Genomic DNA, 15,525 nt, shown 5'->3' on the forward strand with positions numbered 1-15,525 from the left:
GAAGCGCCGGATTCGCGGCGCTCAGAACGGCAGCTTGACGTCCGGCTTCGCGGCCGTCAGCACGCGGCGGAAGTCGTCCTGGATGCGCTTGAGCCCTTCCTCGGTCTCGGATTCGAACCGCATCACGACGACCGGCGTCGTGTTCGACGAACGCGCGAGGCCGAAGCCGTCCGGGTATTCGACGCGCAGGCCGTCGATCGTCACGACCTCGTCCGCACCTTCGAATTTTGCTTCCTTCTGCAGCTTCTCGATCAGGCGGAAGTTCTCGCCTTCGTCGAGCCAGAGCTGCAGTTCGGGCGTGCTCATCGCGTCCGGCAGCGCGTTCAGCAGCGCGCTCGGATCGGCCGTCTTCGCGAGGATCTCGAGCAGGCGCGCGCCCGTGTAGAGACCGTCGTCGAAACCGTACCAGCGATCCTTGAAGAACACGTGGCCGCTCATCTCGCCCGCGAGCGGTGCGCCCGTCTCGCGCAGCTTCGCCTTCACGAGCGAATGGCCCGTCTTCCACATCAGCGGCTGGCCGCCCTTCGCCTTCACCCACTGCGCGAGATGGCGCGTGCACTTCACGTCGTAGATGATCTGCGCGCCCGGGTTGCGCGACAGCACTTCCTCCGCGAACAGCATCAGCTGGCGATCCGGGTAGATGATCTGGCCGTCCTTCGTGACGACGCCCAGGCGGTCGCCGTCGCCGTCGAATGCGAAGCCGAGCTCGGCGTCGGTGTCCTTGAGCGCCTGGATCACGTCCTGCAGGTTTTCCGGATGCGCGGGATCGGGGTGGTGGTTCGGGAACGTGCCGTCGATGTCGGTGAAGCGCTCGACGAGTTCGCAGCCGAGCGCCTTGAACAGGCGCGTCGCGAGCGGGCCCGCGACGCCGTTGCCGGCATCGACGACGAGCTTCAGCGGGCGCGCGAGCTTCACGTCGCCGACGATGCGCTCGATGTACTGGTCGGCGACGTCGAATGCCTCGTACGAGCCGCTGCCCGTCTCGAAGCGCTCGTCGACGATGCGGCGGTACAGCGCCTGGATCTGCTCGCCGTAGATCGCCGCGCCGCGCAGCACCATCTTGAAGCCGTTGTAGTCGGGCGGGTTGTGGCTGCCGGTGACGACGATGCACGAATCGACGCGACGCTCGCCGCCCTTCAGCGCAAGCGGCACGCTCGCCGCGAAATAGCCGACCGGCGTGGGCACCATGCCGACGTCGACGACGTCGACGCCCGCCGCACGCAGGCCCTCGGCGAGTGCGCCGACGAGCTCGGGACCCGACAGGCGGCCGTCGCGCGCGACGACGACCGCGTCGCCACCCTGAGCGCGCACTTCGCTGCCGAATGCCCGGCCGATCCCGCGCGCCGTGTCGGCGTCGAGCGTCTTGCCGACCACACCGCGAATGTCATATGCCTTGAAGATGGATTGGGAGATCATCGATTCTCTCTCGGTTGCGTGCATGGAAAATAATCTGGCCGCCTTCGCGCGTGCCCGGCATCATACATGCCGGCCCGGCGTTGCAAGGAACGGGACGGCTGGCGCGGCCCCGATCCCACTTATAATCGCGGGTTTTGATGACGCGGATTCCGTCCATTTTAATGCCTAGCCGTTCCGCCGCCGCCACCCTGCCGCCTGCGGGCGCCCTGCCGGCCGCCTCGCGCGCATGCGGCTGCCCCGCATGCTGAAGCGATTCGGCAACCCGGACGTCGCGAAAGCCGTCGCGAACCTCGTCTGGCTGGGGCTCGAACGGCTCACGCAGATCGGCGTCGCGATCGCGATCAGCGGTCTTCTGGCCCGTTATTTCGGGCCGGACGTGTTCGGCAAATGGCAGTATGCGAATACGCTTCTCCTCGTACTGGCACCGCTCACCTGGGTGTGCGGCGCCGAAATCCTTGTTCCGACCATCGTCCAGCGCCCGCCCGCGCAACTCGGCGCGGTGCTCGGCAGCGCATTCGCGCTGCGCATCGGCGTGTCCGCCGCCGCGCTCGTCGCGACCTGGATTGCGATCGGCGCCGGCGCGTTCGATCCGCTCGTCGGCGCGATGCTCGCGGGCCTCGCGGTCACGATGGTGTTCCGCGAGCCGTTCGTCGGCGTGATCAACGCGTGGCTGCAGAGCATGACCTACAGCAAGCCGCAACTCGTGACCAGCATGTTCACCGCGCTGGCCAAGGCGCTCGCCGTCTGGCTGCTGGTGCGCGCGGCCGCCGGCCCCGCCCGCTTCGCATGGCTGTGGGCGCTGGAAGCCGCCGCGATCGGTTTCGTGCTGCTGCTCTACTACCGCCATCGTAACGGCGGCACGCTCGGCTGGACGTTCGACAAACCGCTGTTCGGGCACTTTGCCACCGCCGGCACCGTGTTCTGGCTTGGCCTGATCTGCATGTATCTGTTCCTGAAGCTCGACCGCCTGATGCTCGAGCGCCACGTGTCGTTCGCCGACCTCGGCCGCTATTCGGCGGCCCAGCAGCTCAACGAGAACTGGATCACGCTCGCGCTGATGCTCGCGCAGACCATCGCGCCCGCGTTCGTGTACCGCGTGCAGGACGTCGCGCGGTTGCGCCGCAACATCGTGCGGCTGATCGCGATGACCGCCGGCCTGATGACGGCCGGCGCACTGGTGCTGGACGCGGCCGCGCCGCTCATCGTCGGCAAGGTGTTCGGCCGCGGCTACGAGGCGTCGGTCGACATCTTCCGCTGGGCCGTCTGGCTGTCCGTGCCGGCCGGCATCGAGGCGATAGGCAATCTTATCGTTCTCAAATATCAAGCAAAATTCGTGTTGCTGGCGAAATGGGTGCTCGCGCTCGCGATCGCCGCGCTCGTCAACGTGTTCGCCATCCCCCGGCTCGGCCTGTACGGCGCGCTCGTCGGGCTGGCGGCCGGCTACGTTGCCGCCGCCGCCGTCAATTTTTATTACATTCGTTTCAAGCTGCGCCCATGACGTCTCCCGATTGCCCGCCCCCGCTCGACGACGTGGCCGTGCTGATGCCGGCCTACAACGGCCACGACGACGTCGTCCGTACCCTCGCATCGTTTCGAGAGGACGCGCCGGTGCACGTGCTGATCGTCGACGACGGCAGCACGCCGCCGATCGTGGCGCCCGACCTGCCCGGCCTCGCGATCGAGGTGCTGCGCATGCCGCGCAACGGCGGCATCGAGCGCGCGCTCGAGGCCGGCATCGACGCGCTCGCGGCACGCGGTTTCCGCTATGCGGCCCGCATCGACGCCGGCGACCTCGCCGCGCCGCAGCGCCTCGCGAAGCAGCGCGCGTATCTCGACGCCCACCCGCGCGTGGCCTGCGTCGGCATGTGGACCCAGGTCGTGTCGCGCGCCGGGGAGCCGCGCTTCATGCTGACGCCGCCCGCCGATCCGCGCACACTGCGCCGCATGCGCTTCCTGCGCTCGCCGCTCGTGCATCCGTCGGTCATGTTGCGCATCGACGCGGTGCGCGAAGTCGGCAACTATCGGGCGAAGTACCGCGCGGCCGAGGATCTCGATCTTTTTTTACGGTTAATGCAACGCTACGATTGCGCGAACCTGCCCGAGCTCGGCCTCTACTACGAGCTCAACGAGGGCGGGATCAGCGCGACCAAGCGCCGCCGCCAGCTGATATCGACGCTATCGCTGCTGCTGCGGCACTTCAACGTTCTGAACCCGTACGACTGGGCCGGCCTCGCCAAGAACCTGCTGCATTTCGTCACGCCGTACCGCACGCTGCAGCGGATCAAGCGGACGCTGTTCGCGGCGCGCCGGTCCGCGTAGCGCGCATCCGGCATTTTCGACGCTTTATTTTTTCTTTTTTTTCATGTCCGCTACTTCCTCGCTGCGCATCGCGCTCGTCTGCAACACGGCCTGGGCGATCTACACGTACCGCCACGGGCTGATCCGCGCACTCGTCGCGCGCGGCGCCGAGGTCGTCGTGATCGCGCCGCACGACCGCACGGTGCCGCTGCTCGAGCAGATGGGCTGCCGCTACGTCGCGCTCGCCGTGGCGTCGAAGGGCACGAGCCCGCGCGAGGATCTCGGCACGCTTGCCGCGCTGGTACGCCATTACCGCGCGCTCAAGCCCGATCTCGTGTTCCATTACACGATCAAGCCGAACATCTACGGGTCGATCGCGGCGTGGCTCGCGCGCGTGCCGTCGATCGCGGTGACCACGGGCCTCGGCTACGTGTTCATCCAGAAAAGCCGCGCGGCCAGTGTCGCGAAGCGCCTGTACCGGTTCGCGTTCCGCTTTCCGCGTGAAGTCTGGTTCCTGAACCGCGACGATCTCGCGACCTTCACCGACGAGCGGTTGCTCGCGCATCCCGACCGCGCGCGGCTGCTGCACGGCGAAGGCGTCGATCTCGAACAGTTCGCGCCGGTGCCGCTGCCCGCCGGGCGCGGCCCGGTGTTCATCCTGATCGGCCGGCTGCTGTGGGACAAGGGCGTGCGCGAATACGTCGAGGCCGCGCGCGTCGTGCGGGCCCGCTACCCGGACGCGCGTTTCCAGCTGCTCGGGCCGCTCGGCGTCGACAATCCGAGCGCGATCGGTCGCGCGGACGTCGACGCGTGGGTCGGCGAAGGCGTCGTCGAGTATCTCGGCGAGGCGCACGACGTGCGCCCGCACATCGCGGCGGCCGACTGCGTCGTGCTGCCGTCGTACCGCGAGGGCGTGCCGCGTACGCTGATGGAGGCGTCCGCGATGGGCCGCCCGATCGTCGCGACCGACGTGCCGGGCTGCCGCGACGTCGTGGCCGACGGCGAAACCGGCTTCCTGTGCCGCGTGCGCGACAGCGCGAGCCTCGCCGAGCAGCTGATCCGCATGATCGAACTCGGGAGCGCCGGGCGCGATGCGATGGGTGCGCGCGGCCGCGGCAAGGTGGCCGCTGAATTCGACGAGCAGCAGGTCGTCGAACGTTACAGGCGTACCATCCATACGTTCACCGGCATCACATTTTGAAGGAGCACATGAGCAATGAGCGCTAAAGGCACCATCCTCGTCACCGGCGGTGCGGGCTACATCGGCTCGCACACGACAGTCGAACTGCTCGAGAACGGCTATGACGTCGTGATCGTCGACAACCTGGTCAACAGTAAAGTCGAGTCCGTGCGCCGGATTGAACGCATCACCGGCAAGACTCCGGCATTCCATCAGGTCGACGTTTGCGACGAGGCCGCACTCGCCGAGGTGTTCGACGCGCACCCGATCACCGCTACGATCCACTTTGCGGCACTCAAGGCCGTTGGCGAATCGGTCGAGAAACCGCTCGAGTATTACCAGAACAACCTTGGCGGCCTGCTGACCGTATTGAAAGTGATGCGCGAGCGCAACCTGCGGCAGTTCGTGTTCAGCTCGTCGGCGACCGTGTACGGCGTGCCGGAGCGCTCGCCGATCGACGAATCGTTCCCGTTGTCCGCGACCAACCCGTACGGCCAGTCGAAGCTGATCGCCGAGCAGATCCTGCGCGATCTCGAGGTATCGGACCCGTCGTGGCGCATCGCGACGCTGCGCTACTTCAACCCGGTCGGCGCGCATTCGAGCGGGCTGATCGGCGAGGATCCGGCCGGCATCCCGAACAACCTGATGCCGTACGTCGCGCAGGTCGCGGTCGGCAAGCTCGAGAAGCTGCGCGTGTTCGGCTCCGACTACCCGACGCCGGACGGCACCGGCGTGCGCGACTACATCCACGTCGTCGATCTCGCGAAGGGGCACATCGCCGCGCTCGACGCGCTCGCGAAGCGCGATGCGAGCTTCGTCGTGAACCTCGGCACGGGCCAGGGCTACAGCGTGCTCGAGGTCGTGCGCGCGTTCGAGAAGGCTTCGGGCCGCCCGGTGCCGTACGAACTCGTCGCCCGCCGCCCCGGCGACATCGCCGAGTGCTACGCGAATCCGCAGGCTGCCGCCGACATCATCGGCTGGCGCGCGACGCTCGGAATCGACGAGATGTGCGCGGACCACTGGAAATGGCAGGAGGGGAACCCCCGCGGTTTTGTATAATCCGCTGTCCATTTTTCGAGCGATCCCATGCTCAGCTTCGCGTCCGGCTTCATCGTCTCCCTGCTCGTCACGTTGTTCATCGTGCGCTATGCGCATCTGCACGAGAAATTCTCGATCGACAGCGATCTGGCGGGCGTGCAGAAATTCCACGTGCGGCCGGTGCCGCGCGTCGGGGGCATCGGGATCCTCGCCGGCGTCGTCATTGCCGCGCTGCTCGTGTCGCGGCGCTATCCGACGGTCGCCGGCAGCATTCTCGGCATCGTCGCATGCGGGATGCCGGCATTCCTCTCCGGGCTCGTCGAGGACCTGACCAAGCGCGTGTCGCCGCGCGCACGGCTGCTATGCACGATGGGCGCCGCCGCGCTGGCGTTCTGGCTGCTGGGCATCGCGGTCAAGCGGATCAGCGTGCCGCCGCTCGATTTCCTGCTCGGGTATGTGGCCATCTCGGCGTTCATCACGGTGCTCGCGGTCGCGGCGCTGGCCAATGCGATCAACATCATCGACGGGTTCAACGGCCTGGCGTCGATGGTCAGCTTCATGATGTTCGCGTCGCTTGCCTACGTCGCATTCCACGTCAACGACGCGGTCGTGATGTCCGCGTCGATCATCATGATGGGCGCCGTGCTCGGCTTCTTCCTGTGGAATTTTCCGGCCGGCCTGATCTTCCTCGGCGACGGCGGCGCGTATTTCATCGGGTTCATGCTCGCCGAGCTCGCGATCATGCTGGTGATGCGCAATCACGAAGTGTCGGCGTGGTATCCGGTGCTGCTCTTTATGTATCCGATCTTCGAGACCTGCTTCTCGATCTACCGGAAGAAGTTCATTCGCGGGATGTCGCCGGGGATTCCGGACGGCGTGCACCTGCACATGCTCGTGTACAAGCGGCTGATGCGATGGGCGGTCGGAACGAAGCACGCGCATGACCTCACGCGGCGGAATTCGCTCACTTCGCCGTATCTGTGGCTACTGTGCCTCGTCGCGGTGATTCCGGCGACGCTGTTCTGGCGGCACACGGTGCATTTGTTCGTGTTCGTCGTGCTGTTCGCGCTGACCTATGTGTGGCTTTACATCAGCATCGTCAGGTTCCGGGCGCCGCGGTGGATGGTGGTGAGGAAGCAACGGCGCAGCCACTGAAGCGCCGCCACGCCGGCGCCGGATAATAAAAAAGCGCCCTCGGGCGCTTTTTTATTCCACTTGACCGGAACCGCCGTCATTCATTCGACACTGCACGCACCGCGGGCACGCTCTGCAGCATCGGCGCGACGGTCGTCTGATATTCCGGCACCCAACGCCTCAAATCGCGTCGCACCTCGTCGTCACTCAGCACGCGATGCTGCATCAGCCAAGGCAAGAGTTCGTCGAGAAGATGATCCGGCACTTCCCGCGCACGCGCGATCCGCAGCTTCGGATGAGGCGTGCGGGTGGTTGTCTCGTCATCCGCGAGCAGTTCCTCGTAGAGCTTCTCGCCGGGCCGCAGCCCCGTAAAGTCGATCCGGATCTGCCCTTCCGAGAAACCGTACAGGCGAATCAGGTCGCGCGCGAGGTCGACGATCTTGACGGGCTCGCCCATATCGAGAATGAAGATCTCGCCGCCGCGGCCCATGCTCGACGCCTGCAGCACAAGTTGCGACGCTTCCGGAATCGTCATGAAGAACCGCGTGATCTCGGGATGCGTGACCGTCACCGGGCCACCTTTCGCGATCTGCTGCTGGAACTTCGGGATCACGCTGCCCGCGCTGCCGAGCACGTTACCGAAACGCACGGTCTCGAACTGCGTGCGCTCGCTCGTCTGCTGCAACGCCTGGCACGCCATCTCGGCGAGCCGCTTGCTGGCACCCATCACGTTGGTCGGATTGACTGCCTTGTCGGTCGAGATCAGCACGAAATGGCGTACGTTGTGGCGGATCGCCGAGCGTGCGACGCGGTAGGTGCCCAGCACGTTGTTGCGCAGTGCCTGCCACGCGTTGTGCTCCTCCATCAGGGGCACGTGCTTGTACGCGGCCGCATGGAAAACAATATGCGGTGCATAGCGCGACATCACCTGGTCGAGCAGCAGCGAATCCTTCGCGTCGCCGATGATCGGCACGACAGGCTGGTCCGGAAAACGCTCGCGCAACTCCTCGGCGAGCCGGTACATTGCGTACTCGGAGAGATCGAAAGCCACCAGTTGCGCCGGCTTGAACCGGAGAATCTGCCGACACAGCTCGGAACCGATCGAGCCTCCCGCGCCGGTCACCATCACGACGCGGCCGCGCAGTAGCGCCTCGACGTGTGGCGTGTCGATCGTCACCGCATCGCGGCCGAGCAGGTCCTCCAGGTCGATGTTCCGAACCTGCGACAGGAATCCCTGCCCTGGCATCAACGCAGTCAGCGACGGTAACACCATTGCCTTGACGCCGGCGCGCACGCACAGTGTCGCGACACGGCGCTGCGTTTCGACGGATGCCGATGGAATCGCGATGATCGCGTACTCGACCTTCATCGCATCGGTCCAGTGCTTCAGGTCGTTGAACGAGCCGAGCACCTTGTAGCCGTAGATTTCGCGGCCTTGCTTGGTGACGTCGTCGTCGAGCAAGCCGACCAGACGCCATTCTCCCGAACGCGACAGTTCGCGCGCGAGACTCGCGCCCGCCGTGCCGGCACCTAGCACGAGCACCGGCTTGCCCTGCCCGACCAGTCCGCCATACAGGTAAAATTCCTTCGTCGCGCGGTACAGCGCGCGGGCGCCGCCCATCGCAAGGAACAGCATCAGTGGCGAAACGAGCAGCACCGAGCGCGGAATGATTGGCGCCGGCTGGAACATCACGGCTCCGATCATCACGATCACGCCGCCGCCGATCACCGCCTTGGAGATCCGAACCAGGTCCGGAAGGCTCGCAAATACCCACAGACCGCGGTAGAGGCCGAATACGTGGAACATCAACGCGTAGACCGGCAGCACCCAGACTAGCGCCATGAGCGCGCCGCCCATGAAATCGGGCGGAACACTCCCGTTGAACCGGACGAGATAAGCGAACAACCACGCGGCGCTGACCGCCGTCAGGTCGAACAGGAAAGCGCTCAGCGAAAGCCATGATGCTTTGGATCGCAACATCGGCAGGAAACCTCAAGAGTTATTTTTCAGCGGCCGACTGAAACCGGCGCCAGCGCCTGTCAATGGCCAGTCCGATGCATGCCAGGACGCCGTACCAGGCGAAGAACGACAGCCACTGCTGCAGTTCCGGGCGGCCCTTTGCCCACAAGGCGACGATTATGCCTGCGAGCATGATGAGGTACCAATAAAGAGCGGTCCGGCGGTGACCTAGGCCCGCTCGAACCATCCTTTGATAATAATGCTCCCGGTGCGCTTGCCAGAACTTTTCGCCACGTAACAGACGTCTCAAAAGTGTTACAGATGCATCGGCGATGAAGGGCGCGAACACCAATGCCGGGAACCAGATAGGCCAGACGCCCGTACGCCACCCCCAATAGCCCAGCGCACCGGCTAGAAAGCCGAGCGGAATCGACCCGGCGTCGCCGAGGAACAGCTTGGCCGGGTGGAAGTTGAGCAGCAGGAAGCCGAGCGCCGCGCCGGCAACCGCGGCGCCCGCAACGGCGAGATCGGGCGACGGTGTCGCGCCGCCCAGCACCGCGATCGCGTATGCCCCGAAGCCGAACAGCGCCATGCCGCCAGCGAGGCCATCCGCGCCATCCATGAAGTTGTACAGGTTCGTCAGCCAGACCATGACGAAGCCCACGCCGGCCAGCAGCCACACGGGTGCGTCGGCCGGATAAACGGCGATCAGCACCACGACCGCCGCGAGATGCGCGGAGAACCGCACGCGAGCCGGCAGCCCACGCCGATCGTCGACCTGGGACACCGCGGCGAGACCGGCTGCCGCGGCAGCGATCAGCCACAGCTGCGGCGCCAGCACCAGCAGCGCAATGACGCACGCCGGGACGATGCCCCAGCCGCCGACGCGAGGCGTCGGCAAAGTATGAAGCGAACGGTCGTTCGGAATGTCGGTGGCGAGACGCCACGCGAGGCCGGTCACGAGCAGCAGACGCAGGATGGCCGTCGAAGCAAATGTGGTCGCCAAGGCCACCAAAACCGCAGTGATCCAGGAGGAAGTTGGGAGAAGCATGTGTTTATTTTTGGATATCGCGGGAACGATACCACGCGGCGGTCGCTTCGAGTCCCTGCTGGGCCGTATACGGAGGCTGCCAATTCAATGTCCGTCTCATGTGGGTGGTATCGAGCCGCAAATTAGATGTGAGGCGGTCGACCACAGCCGCCCGACCTGCCAGCTTGCCAAGTGCCTGCAACACCGCGACCGGCACCGGAAACAGCTTCGCTGGCCGGTCGAGTCCATTGCCTAGCGAGCGCAATAGCTCGACGATCGAAAGGGCGTCGTCGTCAGCGACGTGAAAGCATTCGCCGGCAGCGCGTGGATCGCTTGCGCACCGCAGCAGACTATCGGCCAGATTTTCGATATAAACGAGGCTGCGACGAGCGGTGACGCTTGCGAGCGGAAGTGGAATTCCCTTGTCGATCGCTTTCATCAGCCCCAGAAAATTCGCACCGACGCCTCTGCCGTAGACCAGTGGCGGTCGCACAACGACGACTTCGAGACCTTGCGCTTTCCCGAATTTGCGGACCTCCAGTTCGGACTCGAGTTTTGATATGCCATACGGATCTGTCGGCATAGGCTCGTCGTTCTCGCGCCATGGCCGTCCCGGTTCGCCCTCTCCAAGGGCCTTGATACTGCTTACCAACACCAAGCGGCGAGCGCCAGCTCGCAACGCTGCTCTTGCGATGTTCAGGGAACCGTCGACGTTTACCGCTCTGAAGGCAGCAAGCGGATCGGCCGCTCGATCGCGCATTACATGAACGCGAGCGGCCAAATGAATAACGACGTCGCAAGGGTCCAGTTGGCGGGAACCATTCGCGACACTGGCAAAGTTGTCGTCGTCAATCACACATTCGTGAACGTACGGTTCGCACACTCCGGGCCGACGTACGATTCCGATCACATGATTGCCTTGTGAGTGTGCGCGTGAGCTGACGGCGCGACCCACGAATCCGTTTGCACCGCTAATCGCAATTCGCATCTTGCATACCTTCCAACGAACGGCACGACCGGATGTCGCACCATTGCAGTTTCACGCCGACACCGAGCGGTATACGGCGCAAGTTTTCTCGACCGTTGCGGACCACGTAAATTCGGCCGCCCGGCACAACCCCTTGGCGACCAGCTCGCTACGCAGAGACTCGCCGTCCAACATGCGCTCGAGACCGTCCGCAATGGCGTCGACAGCATATGGATCGACTTCCCATGCCGCTCCGCCGGCAACCTCGGGCAACGAAGTGACGTTCGACGTCAGCACTGGCACACCGCTCGCCATCGCTTCCGCGACCGGTAGACCGAATCCTTCGTAAAGCGATGGGTAAGCAAATATCGCCGCCGATGCAAACAACTGCACGAGATCGCTACGCGACACATAGCCGGGCGCGACCAATTGACCCGCCTTTGCCAGTGGCTCAATTTCGCGCATCAACGCAGAATTCATCCAACCGTCGGCACCAATCAACACAAGAGGGAACGCTTGACGGAACGCAACCGGCAGGCGCGAGAACGCCTCAACAAGACGGTGAAGGTTTTTCCGCGGCTGAAGCGTGCACACCGACAGGACGAAGCCCCGGTAGCGCAATCCAAAACGTGATAGCGCTGGCCCGCATTCATCCTCGCCCCGAGGCTTAAAACAGGACTCCACACCAAGATGGATCGCGGTCACCTTGTCGTCCGGCAGACCGTATATCTCGTGAATCGCCTGCTTCGTGTAGTGGCTCACTGCAATCACGGCCTGCGCCTGCTCCAGAGTCCGGGGGATTCCGTCGTCCAAGTATTTAATGGCGACTTTGGGATGAAATTCCGGATACCGGCAATGCGATAGATCGTGAATCGTCACTACGGTCGGTCCGCGATACCGGGACGCGATGAAATTCGTCTCGTGGTAGATGTAGCCACGCGCGGCGAAGTCATCACGCGGCCGCGCCGAAGCCAATCCTCTGAGCAATGTGCGCATTTCATAGGCGCCAGGGACATTCCGTCCCGCACGAATCGCTGATGCCAGCGGCCCGCGAGTGATCCGAGCCGCCTTTCTTAGCGCGGCGTGGTCGCACACCAATTCGTCGAGACGACCGCCCTCGTATACCTTCGCGCCGATCCATCCTGCCAGAGCTTCGACGTCCCGTTGCGTTCGCAGTCCTTCCAGCAAATGCTGGGTGTAGTAGCCGACACCGCTTCTCGGAGGCCGCAGCGAATTGAGATCAAAAACGAGCTTCATGCGGTCCACTAACGATTGGTAAGACTGTTTGGGTTCTGTCTGGGGCGGCACTTGGACTACCGGCCGCGCTCCTCGATCGCGAGATCCTCGTCGCACCGCAGCCCACAATGGATTCTGCCGCGAGGGAACCAGAGCATCTGCAATACGGATGCCATATCAAGGTACCCGAGCCACGGACGGGGGGCGATAGCTTACCATTCGACTGTCCTGAAACGCGCGCCCGACGATCGGCCTACGCGCCTCACCACCCTTACCTCCCGCGCCACGCCGGGCCCGAGTCATCGCGCGGTGACACCTGGGCTTACGCACCGTGCCGGTTCAGGCTTGAAACGGCGCGATTGTTCGTCAAATGGAGTCAATGATCGCGAGGGTGCACGTCCTGGTCAAACGCTGACGCCGAAGCCGACAAGGCGATTCGGTGTGGCTCACTGGGGGGGCCGGACCAGGCTCGCCGCTGTTGGCGGGCAACAAAATTTGTAACCTATTGTCCTGGATGGAGCGGGGAGCACAAGAATCTCGGCTAGAATCGCTCATTGCACCATAGATTTCTGCCGCTTAAGTTCACATGAGCATAGTTCCCATCATTATCTGCGGTGGCGCGGGCACCCGTCTTTGGCCGGTCTCGCGTGAAGCGTTTCCAAAACCTCTGCTCAAGCTGGCGGACGGTCAATCACTCCTGCAAAAGACCTACCTCCGCGCGTGCGGCATCCCTGGGGTCGAGGAAATCGTCTTCGTCACGAATCGCGATACATACTTCCTGACCAAGGACGAATGCGCTGAAGTTCGCCACGAAGCCGTCAAGATGGGGTTCGTACTCGAACCGGTGTCGCGCAACACGGCGGCGGCGATCGAGGCAGCAGCGTTGGTCGTGCGTGAGCGCCATGGTCCGGAGGCGATCATGCTCGTGATGCCGGCGGACCATCTGATCAACGATCTCGCAGCCTTCAATGCGGCGGTCCAACAGGCATCGGACGCAGCAGGCACCGGCAAGGTCGTGGCGTTCGGCGTCAAGCCGACCCGCGCTGAAACAGGCTTCGGCTATATCCAATACGAACGCGGCGCACATGAAAACACCAGCGCGCGCGACATCGTCAGCTTCGTCGAAAAACCAAACGCCGAAGTGGCCGCAAGGCTGGCAAGCGACGGTCAGCACGCGTGGAACGCGGGCATTTTCTGTTTCGCTGCCCAGACGATGCTCGACGAAATGGAAACGCTGGCGCCCGACGTTGCCGAACCGGTCCGGGAGGCCATTCCCGACGGAAGCTGGGCGTCGACCGACGAGGATTACGTCGTGGAACTCACGCGCACCGCGTTCGAGACAGCAAAGGACATCTCTATCGACTACGCCGTGATGGAGCGCACGAACAAGGCAGCGGTCGTGCCGTGCGACATCGGGTGGAGCGACATTGGATCCTGGCTTGCTATCAGCGACCTGAGCCAACCAGACGATCGAGGAAACCGGATCGACGGTGCCGCCCTTCTGCACGACACGTCGAACTGCTATTTCCGCTCCGAAGACCGCTTGATCGGCGCCGTGGGCGTCGAGGATCTAGTGGTCGTGGACACGCCGGACGCACTGCTGATCGCCCGGCGCGACCGCGCACAAGACGTCAAACAGATTGTCTCCCAACTGAAGCAGTCCAACCACGACGCCTATCGGATTCATCGGACGGTTCATCGACCGTGGGGCACGTATACAGTGCTCGAAGAGGGCGACCGCTTCAAGATGAAGCGCATCGTCGTCAAACCCGGCGCGTCGCTGTCGTTGCAGATGCATCACCATCGCAGCGAGCACTGGATCGTTGTGCGCGGATGTGCAGATGTCGTCAATGGTGAACGCGTTATTTCGCTGCAACCTAACGAGTCGACATACATTCCGGCCGGGCACAAGCATCGTCTGATTAACCCGGGGGTCGTCGATCTCGTACTCATCGAAGTGCAGTGCGGCGAATATCTCGGAGAAGACGATATCGTCCGCTTCGAGGACGTCTACGGACGGGCGCCTGCAACCTGACACCAAATGGTGCAATGCCCAAGGGGGCGATATGAAGTCGCCCCCTGCCGTTTGCGCTCCTGTGGTGACCTGACGCGATATGCACGTTTTACATTTCTACAAAACCTACCGCCCCGACTCGATGGGAGGGGTAGAAGAACTAATCGGCCAGGTATGCTCGGGCGCCAGTAAGCAGGGAATCACCAGTGAAGTCCTGACCGTTAGCACGGACACGACTTCTGTGGACTTTGGCGACCATGTTCACCATCGAGCCAAGGTGAACATCCAGATTGCCTCGTCTCCTTTCTCGATTGCGGCATTCCAGCGCTTTGCCGAACTGGCTCGACGAGCCGATGTCATCCATTACCACTTTCCGTGGCCTTTCATGGATGTCGTGCATTTCGCCACGCGTTGCCGGAAACCATCGGTCGTCACATATCACGCTGACATCACACGGCAGAAGGTTCTGCTCCAGGCTTACAAACCCCTGCAGGGACGCTTTCTGCGTGACGTCGATCGGATTGTTGCGACGTCGCCCAACTACCTTGAGACAAGCCCCGTATTGCGTCAATTCAAGGACAAGGTTGACGTTATTCCTATTGGCCTCGATGAAACTCTCTACCCTGCGATCGACCCCGAACGAGTCGCCTACTGGCGCAACCGCGTAGGATCGAAATTTTTCCTGTTTGTTGGCAATTTGCGCTACTACAAGGGTCTGCACATCCTGCTGGACGCGCTCGTCAATACGTCGATGAAAGTGGTGATTGTCGGAGCCGGGCCTGTCGAAGGTGAACTCAAGGCCCATGCCGCGCGGCTTGGGCTCGGCGACCGCGCAGTATTTGTTGGCGCCGTATCTGACGAAGACAAGGTTGCCCTTCTGAGCATGTGCCACGGACTCACGTTTCCGTCGCACCTCCGAGCAGAGGCATTCGGTATCTCGCTCGTCGAAGGCGCAATGTTCGGCAAGGCATTGATTTCCACCGAGATTGGCACTGGCACCTCGTACGTGAATATCGCTGGCAGGACAGGACTCGTTGTTCCTCCAAGCAATCCCGCAGCCCTGCGCGCTGCAATGACCACGCTGTGGAACGATTCCGACTTAGCTGCAACTCTTGGTAAACATGCACGCGAGCGATTCGAGCAAAATCTGACTGCCGGACAGATGATCGATCGCTACGTCGATCTTTACCATCGATTGTCCCGGTAACGGCGCGACAGGCGACGACGGAAATTCCGCTGCGGCCGAGTCGCC

At 63.5% G+C, this 15,525-nt stretch carries 12 protein-coding genes; 7 read left to right on the forward strand and 5 right to left on the reverse strand.

Going from position 1 to position 15,525, the window contains the following annotated elements:
- Positions 1-21: 21 nt before the first annotated feature.
- Positions 22-1,416: a phosphomannomutase/phosphoglucomutase gene (locus HW466_RS23780; protein WP_059448099.1), complete on the reverse strand. Its 1,395-nt coding sequence runs from the start codon at positions 1,414-1,416 to the stop codon at positions 22-24.
- Between the two features lie 241 nt (positions 1,417-1,657).
- On the opposite strand from HW466_RS23780, the gene HW466_RS23785 reads away from it, so the two are divergent.
- Genes HW466_RS23785 through HW466_RS23805 form a run of 5 tightly spaced genes read left to right on the forward strand, consistent with a single transcriptional unit; the run spans position 1,658 to position 7,087 of the window.
- Positions 1,658-2,914: a lipopolysaccharide biosynthesis protein gene (locus HW466_RS23785; protein ID WP_059800395.1), complete on the forward strand. Its 1,257-nt coding sequence runs from the start codon at positions 1,658-1,660 to the stop codon at positions 2,912-2,914.
- The gene (locus tag HW466_RS23790) at positions 2,911-3,735 is read left to right on the forward strand and encodes a glycosyltransferase (protein WP_059448097.1); all 825 of its coding nucleotides are present in this window, start codon (positions 2,911-2,913) and stop codon (positions 3,733-3,735) included. The genes HW466_RS23785 and HW466_RS23790 overlap by 4 nt, the downstream gene beginning before the upstream one ends.
- 43 nt (positions 3,736-3,778) lie before the next feature.
- A complete protein-coding gene (locus HW466_RS23795; protein ID WP_069229383.1) occupies positions 3,779-4,915 on the forward strand; it encodes a glycosyltransferase family 4 protein in 1,137 nt (378 codons plus the stop codon).
- A 15-nt stretch (positions 4,916-4,930) separates the two neighbouring features.
- Positions 4,931-5,953 carry a UDP-glucose 4-epimerase GalE gene (gene galE / locus HW466_RS23800; RefSeq protein ID WP_151003335.1) on the forward strand — a complete coding sequence of 341 codons (1,023 nt, stop codon included), beginning with the start codon at positions 4,931-4,933 and terminating at the stop codon, positions 5,951-5,953.
- A 27-nt stretch (positions 5,954-5,980) separates the two neighbouring features.
- A complete protein-coding gene (locus tag HW466_RS23805) occupies positions 5,981-7,087 on the forward strand; it encodes an MraY family glycosyltransferase (protein ID WP_059807469.1) in 1,107 nt (368 codons plus the stop codon).
- A 76-nt stretch (positions 7,088-7,163) separates the two neighbouring features.
- On the opposite strand, the gene HW466_RS23810 is transcribed toward HW466_RS23805, so the two are convergent.
- Genes HW466_RS23810 through HW466_RS23825 form a run of 4 tightly spaced genes read right to left on the reverse strand, consistent with a single transcriptional unit; the run spans position 7,164 to position 12,280 of the window.
- Positions 7,164-9,047 carry a polysaccharide biosynthesis protein gene (locus tag HW466_RS23810; protein WP_059807471.1) on the reverse strand — a complete coding sequence of 628 codons (1,884 nt, stop codon included), beginning with the start codon at positions 9,045-9,047 and terminating at the stop codon, positions 7,164-7,166.
- A gap of 19 nt (positions 9,048-9,066) precedes the next feature.
- Positions 9,067-10,077, reverse strand: coding sequence for an MraY family glycosyltransferase (locus HW466_RS23815; protein WP_151003338.1), 1,011 nt, complete (start codon positions 10,075-10,077; stop codon positions 9,067-9,069).
- Between the two features lie 4 nt (positions 10,078-10,081).
- Positions 10,082-11,044, reverse strand: coding sequence for an NAD-dependent epimerase/dehydratase family protein (locus tag HW466_RS23820; protein ID WP_081081068.1), 963 nt, complete (start codon positions 11,042-11,044; stop codon positions 10,082-10,084).
- A 51-nt stretch (positions 11,045-11,095) separates the two neighbouring features.
- Entirely contained in the window at positions 11,096-12,280 is a 1,185-nt protein-coding gene (locus HW466_RS23825; RefSeq protein WP_069229380.1) for a glycosyltransferase family 4 protein, read from the reverse strand.
- 565 nt (positions 12,281-12,845) lie between these two features.
- Here HW466_RS23825 and HW466_RS23830 point away from each other — a divergent pair.
- Together HW466_RS23830 and HW466_RS23835 are read left to right on the forward strand one after the other, a co-directional pair.
- Positions 12,846-14,294, forward strand: coding sequence for a mannose-1-phosphate guanylyltransferase/mannose-6-phosphate isomerase (locus HW466_RS23830; RefSeq protein WP_151003340.1), 1,449 nt, complete (start codon positions 12,846-12,848; stop codon positions 14,292-14,294).
- 121 nt (positions 14,295-14,415) lie between these two features.
- Positions 14,416-15,480, forward strand: a complete 1,065-nt coding sequence (locus HW466_RS23835) for a glycosyltransferase (RefSeq protein ID WP_275405507.1) — start codon at positions 14,416-14,418, stop codon at positions 15,478-15,480.
- The last annotated feature ends 45 nt before the right edge of the window (positions 15,481-15,525 follow it).

Origin of the sequence: Burkholderia territorii (genome assembly GCF_902833055.1) — a bacterium.
Taxonomy (GTDB): Bacteria; Pseudomonadota; Gammaproteobacteria; order Burkholderiales; family Burkholderiaceae; genus Burkholderia; species Burkholderia territorii.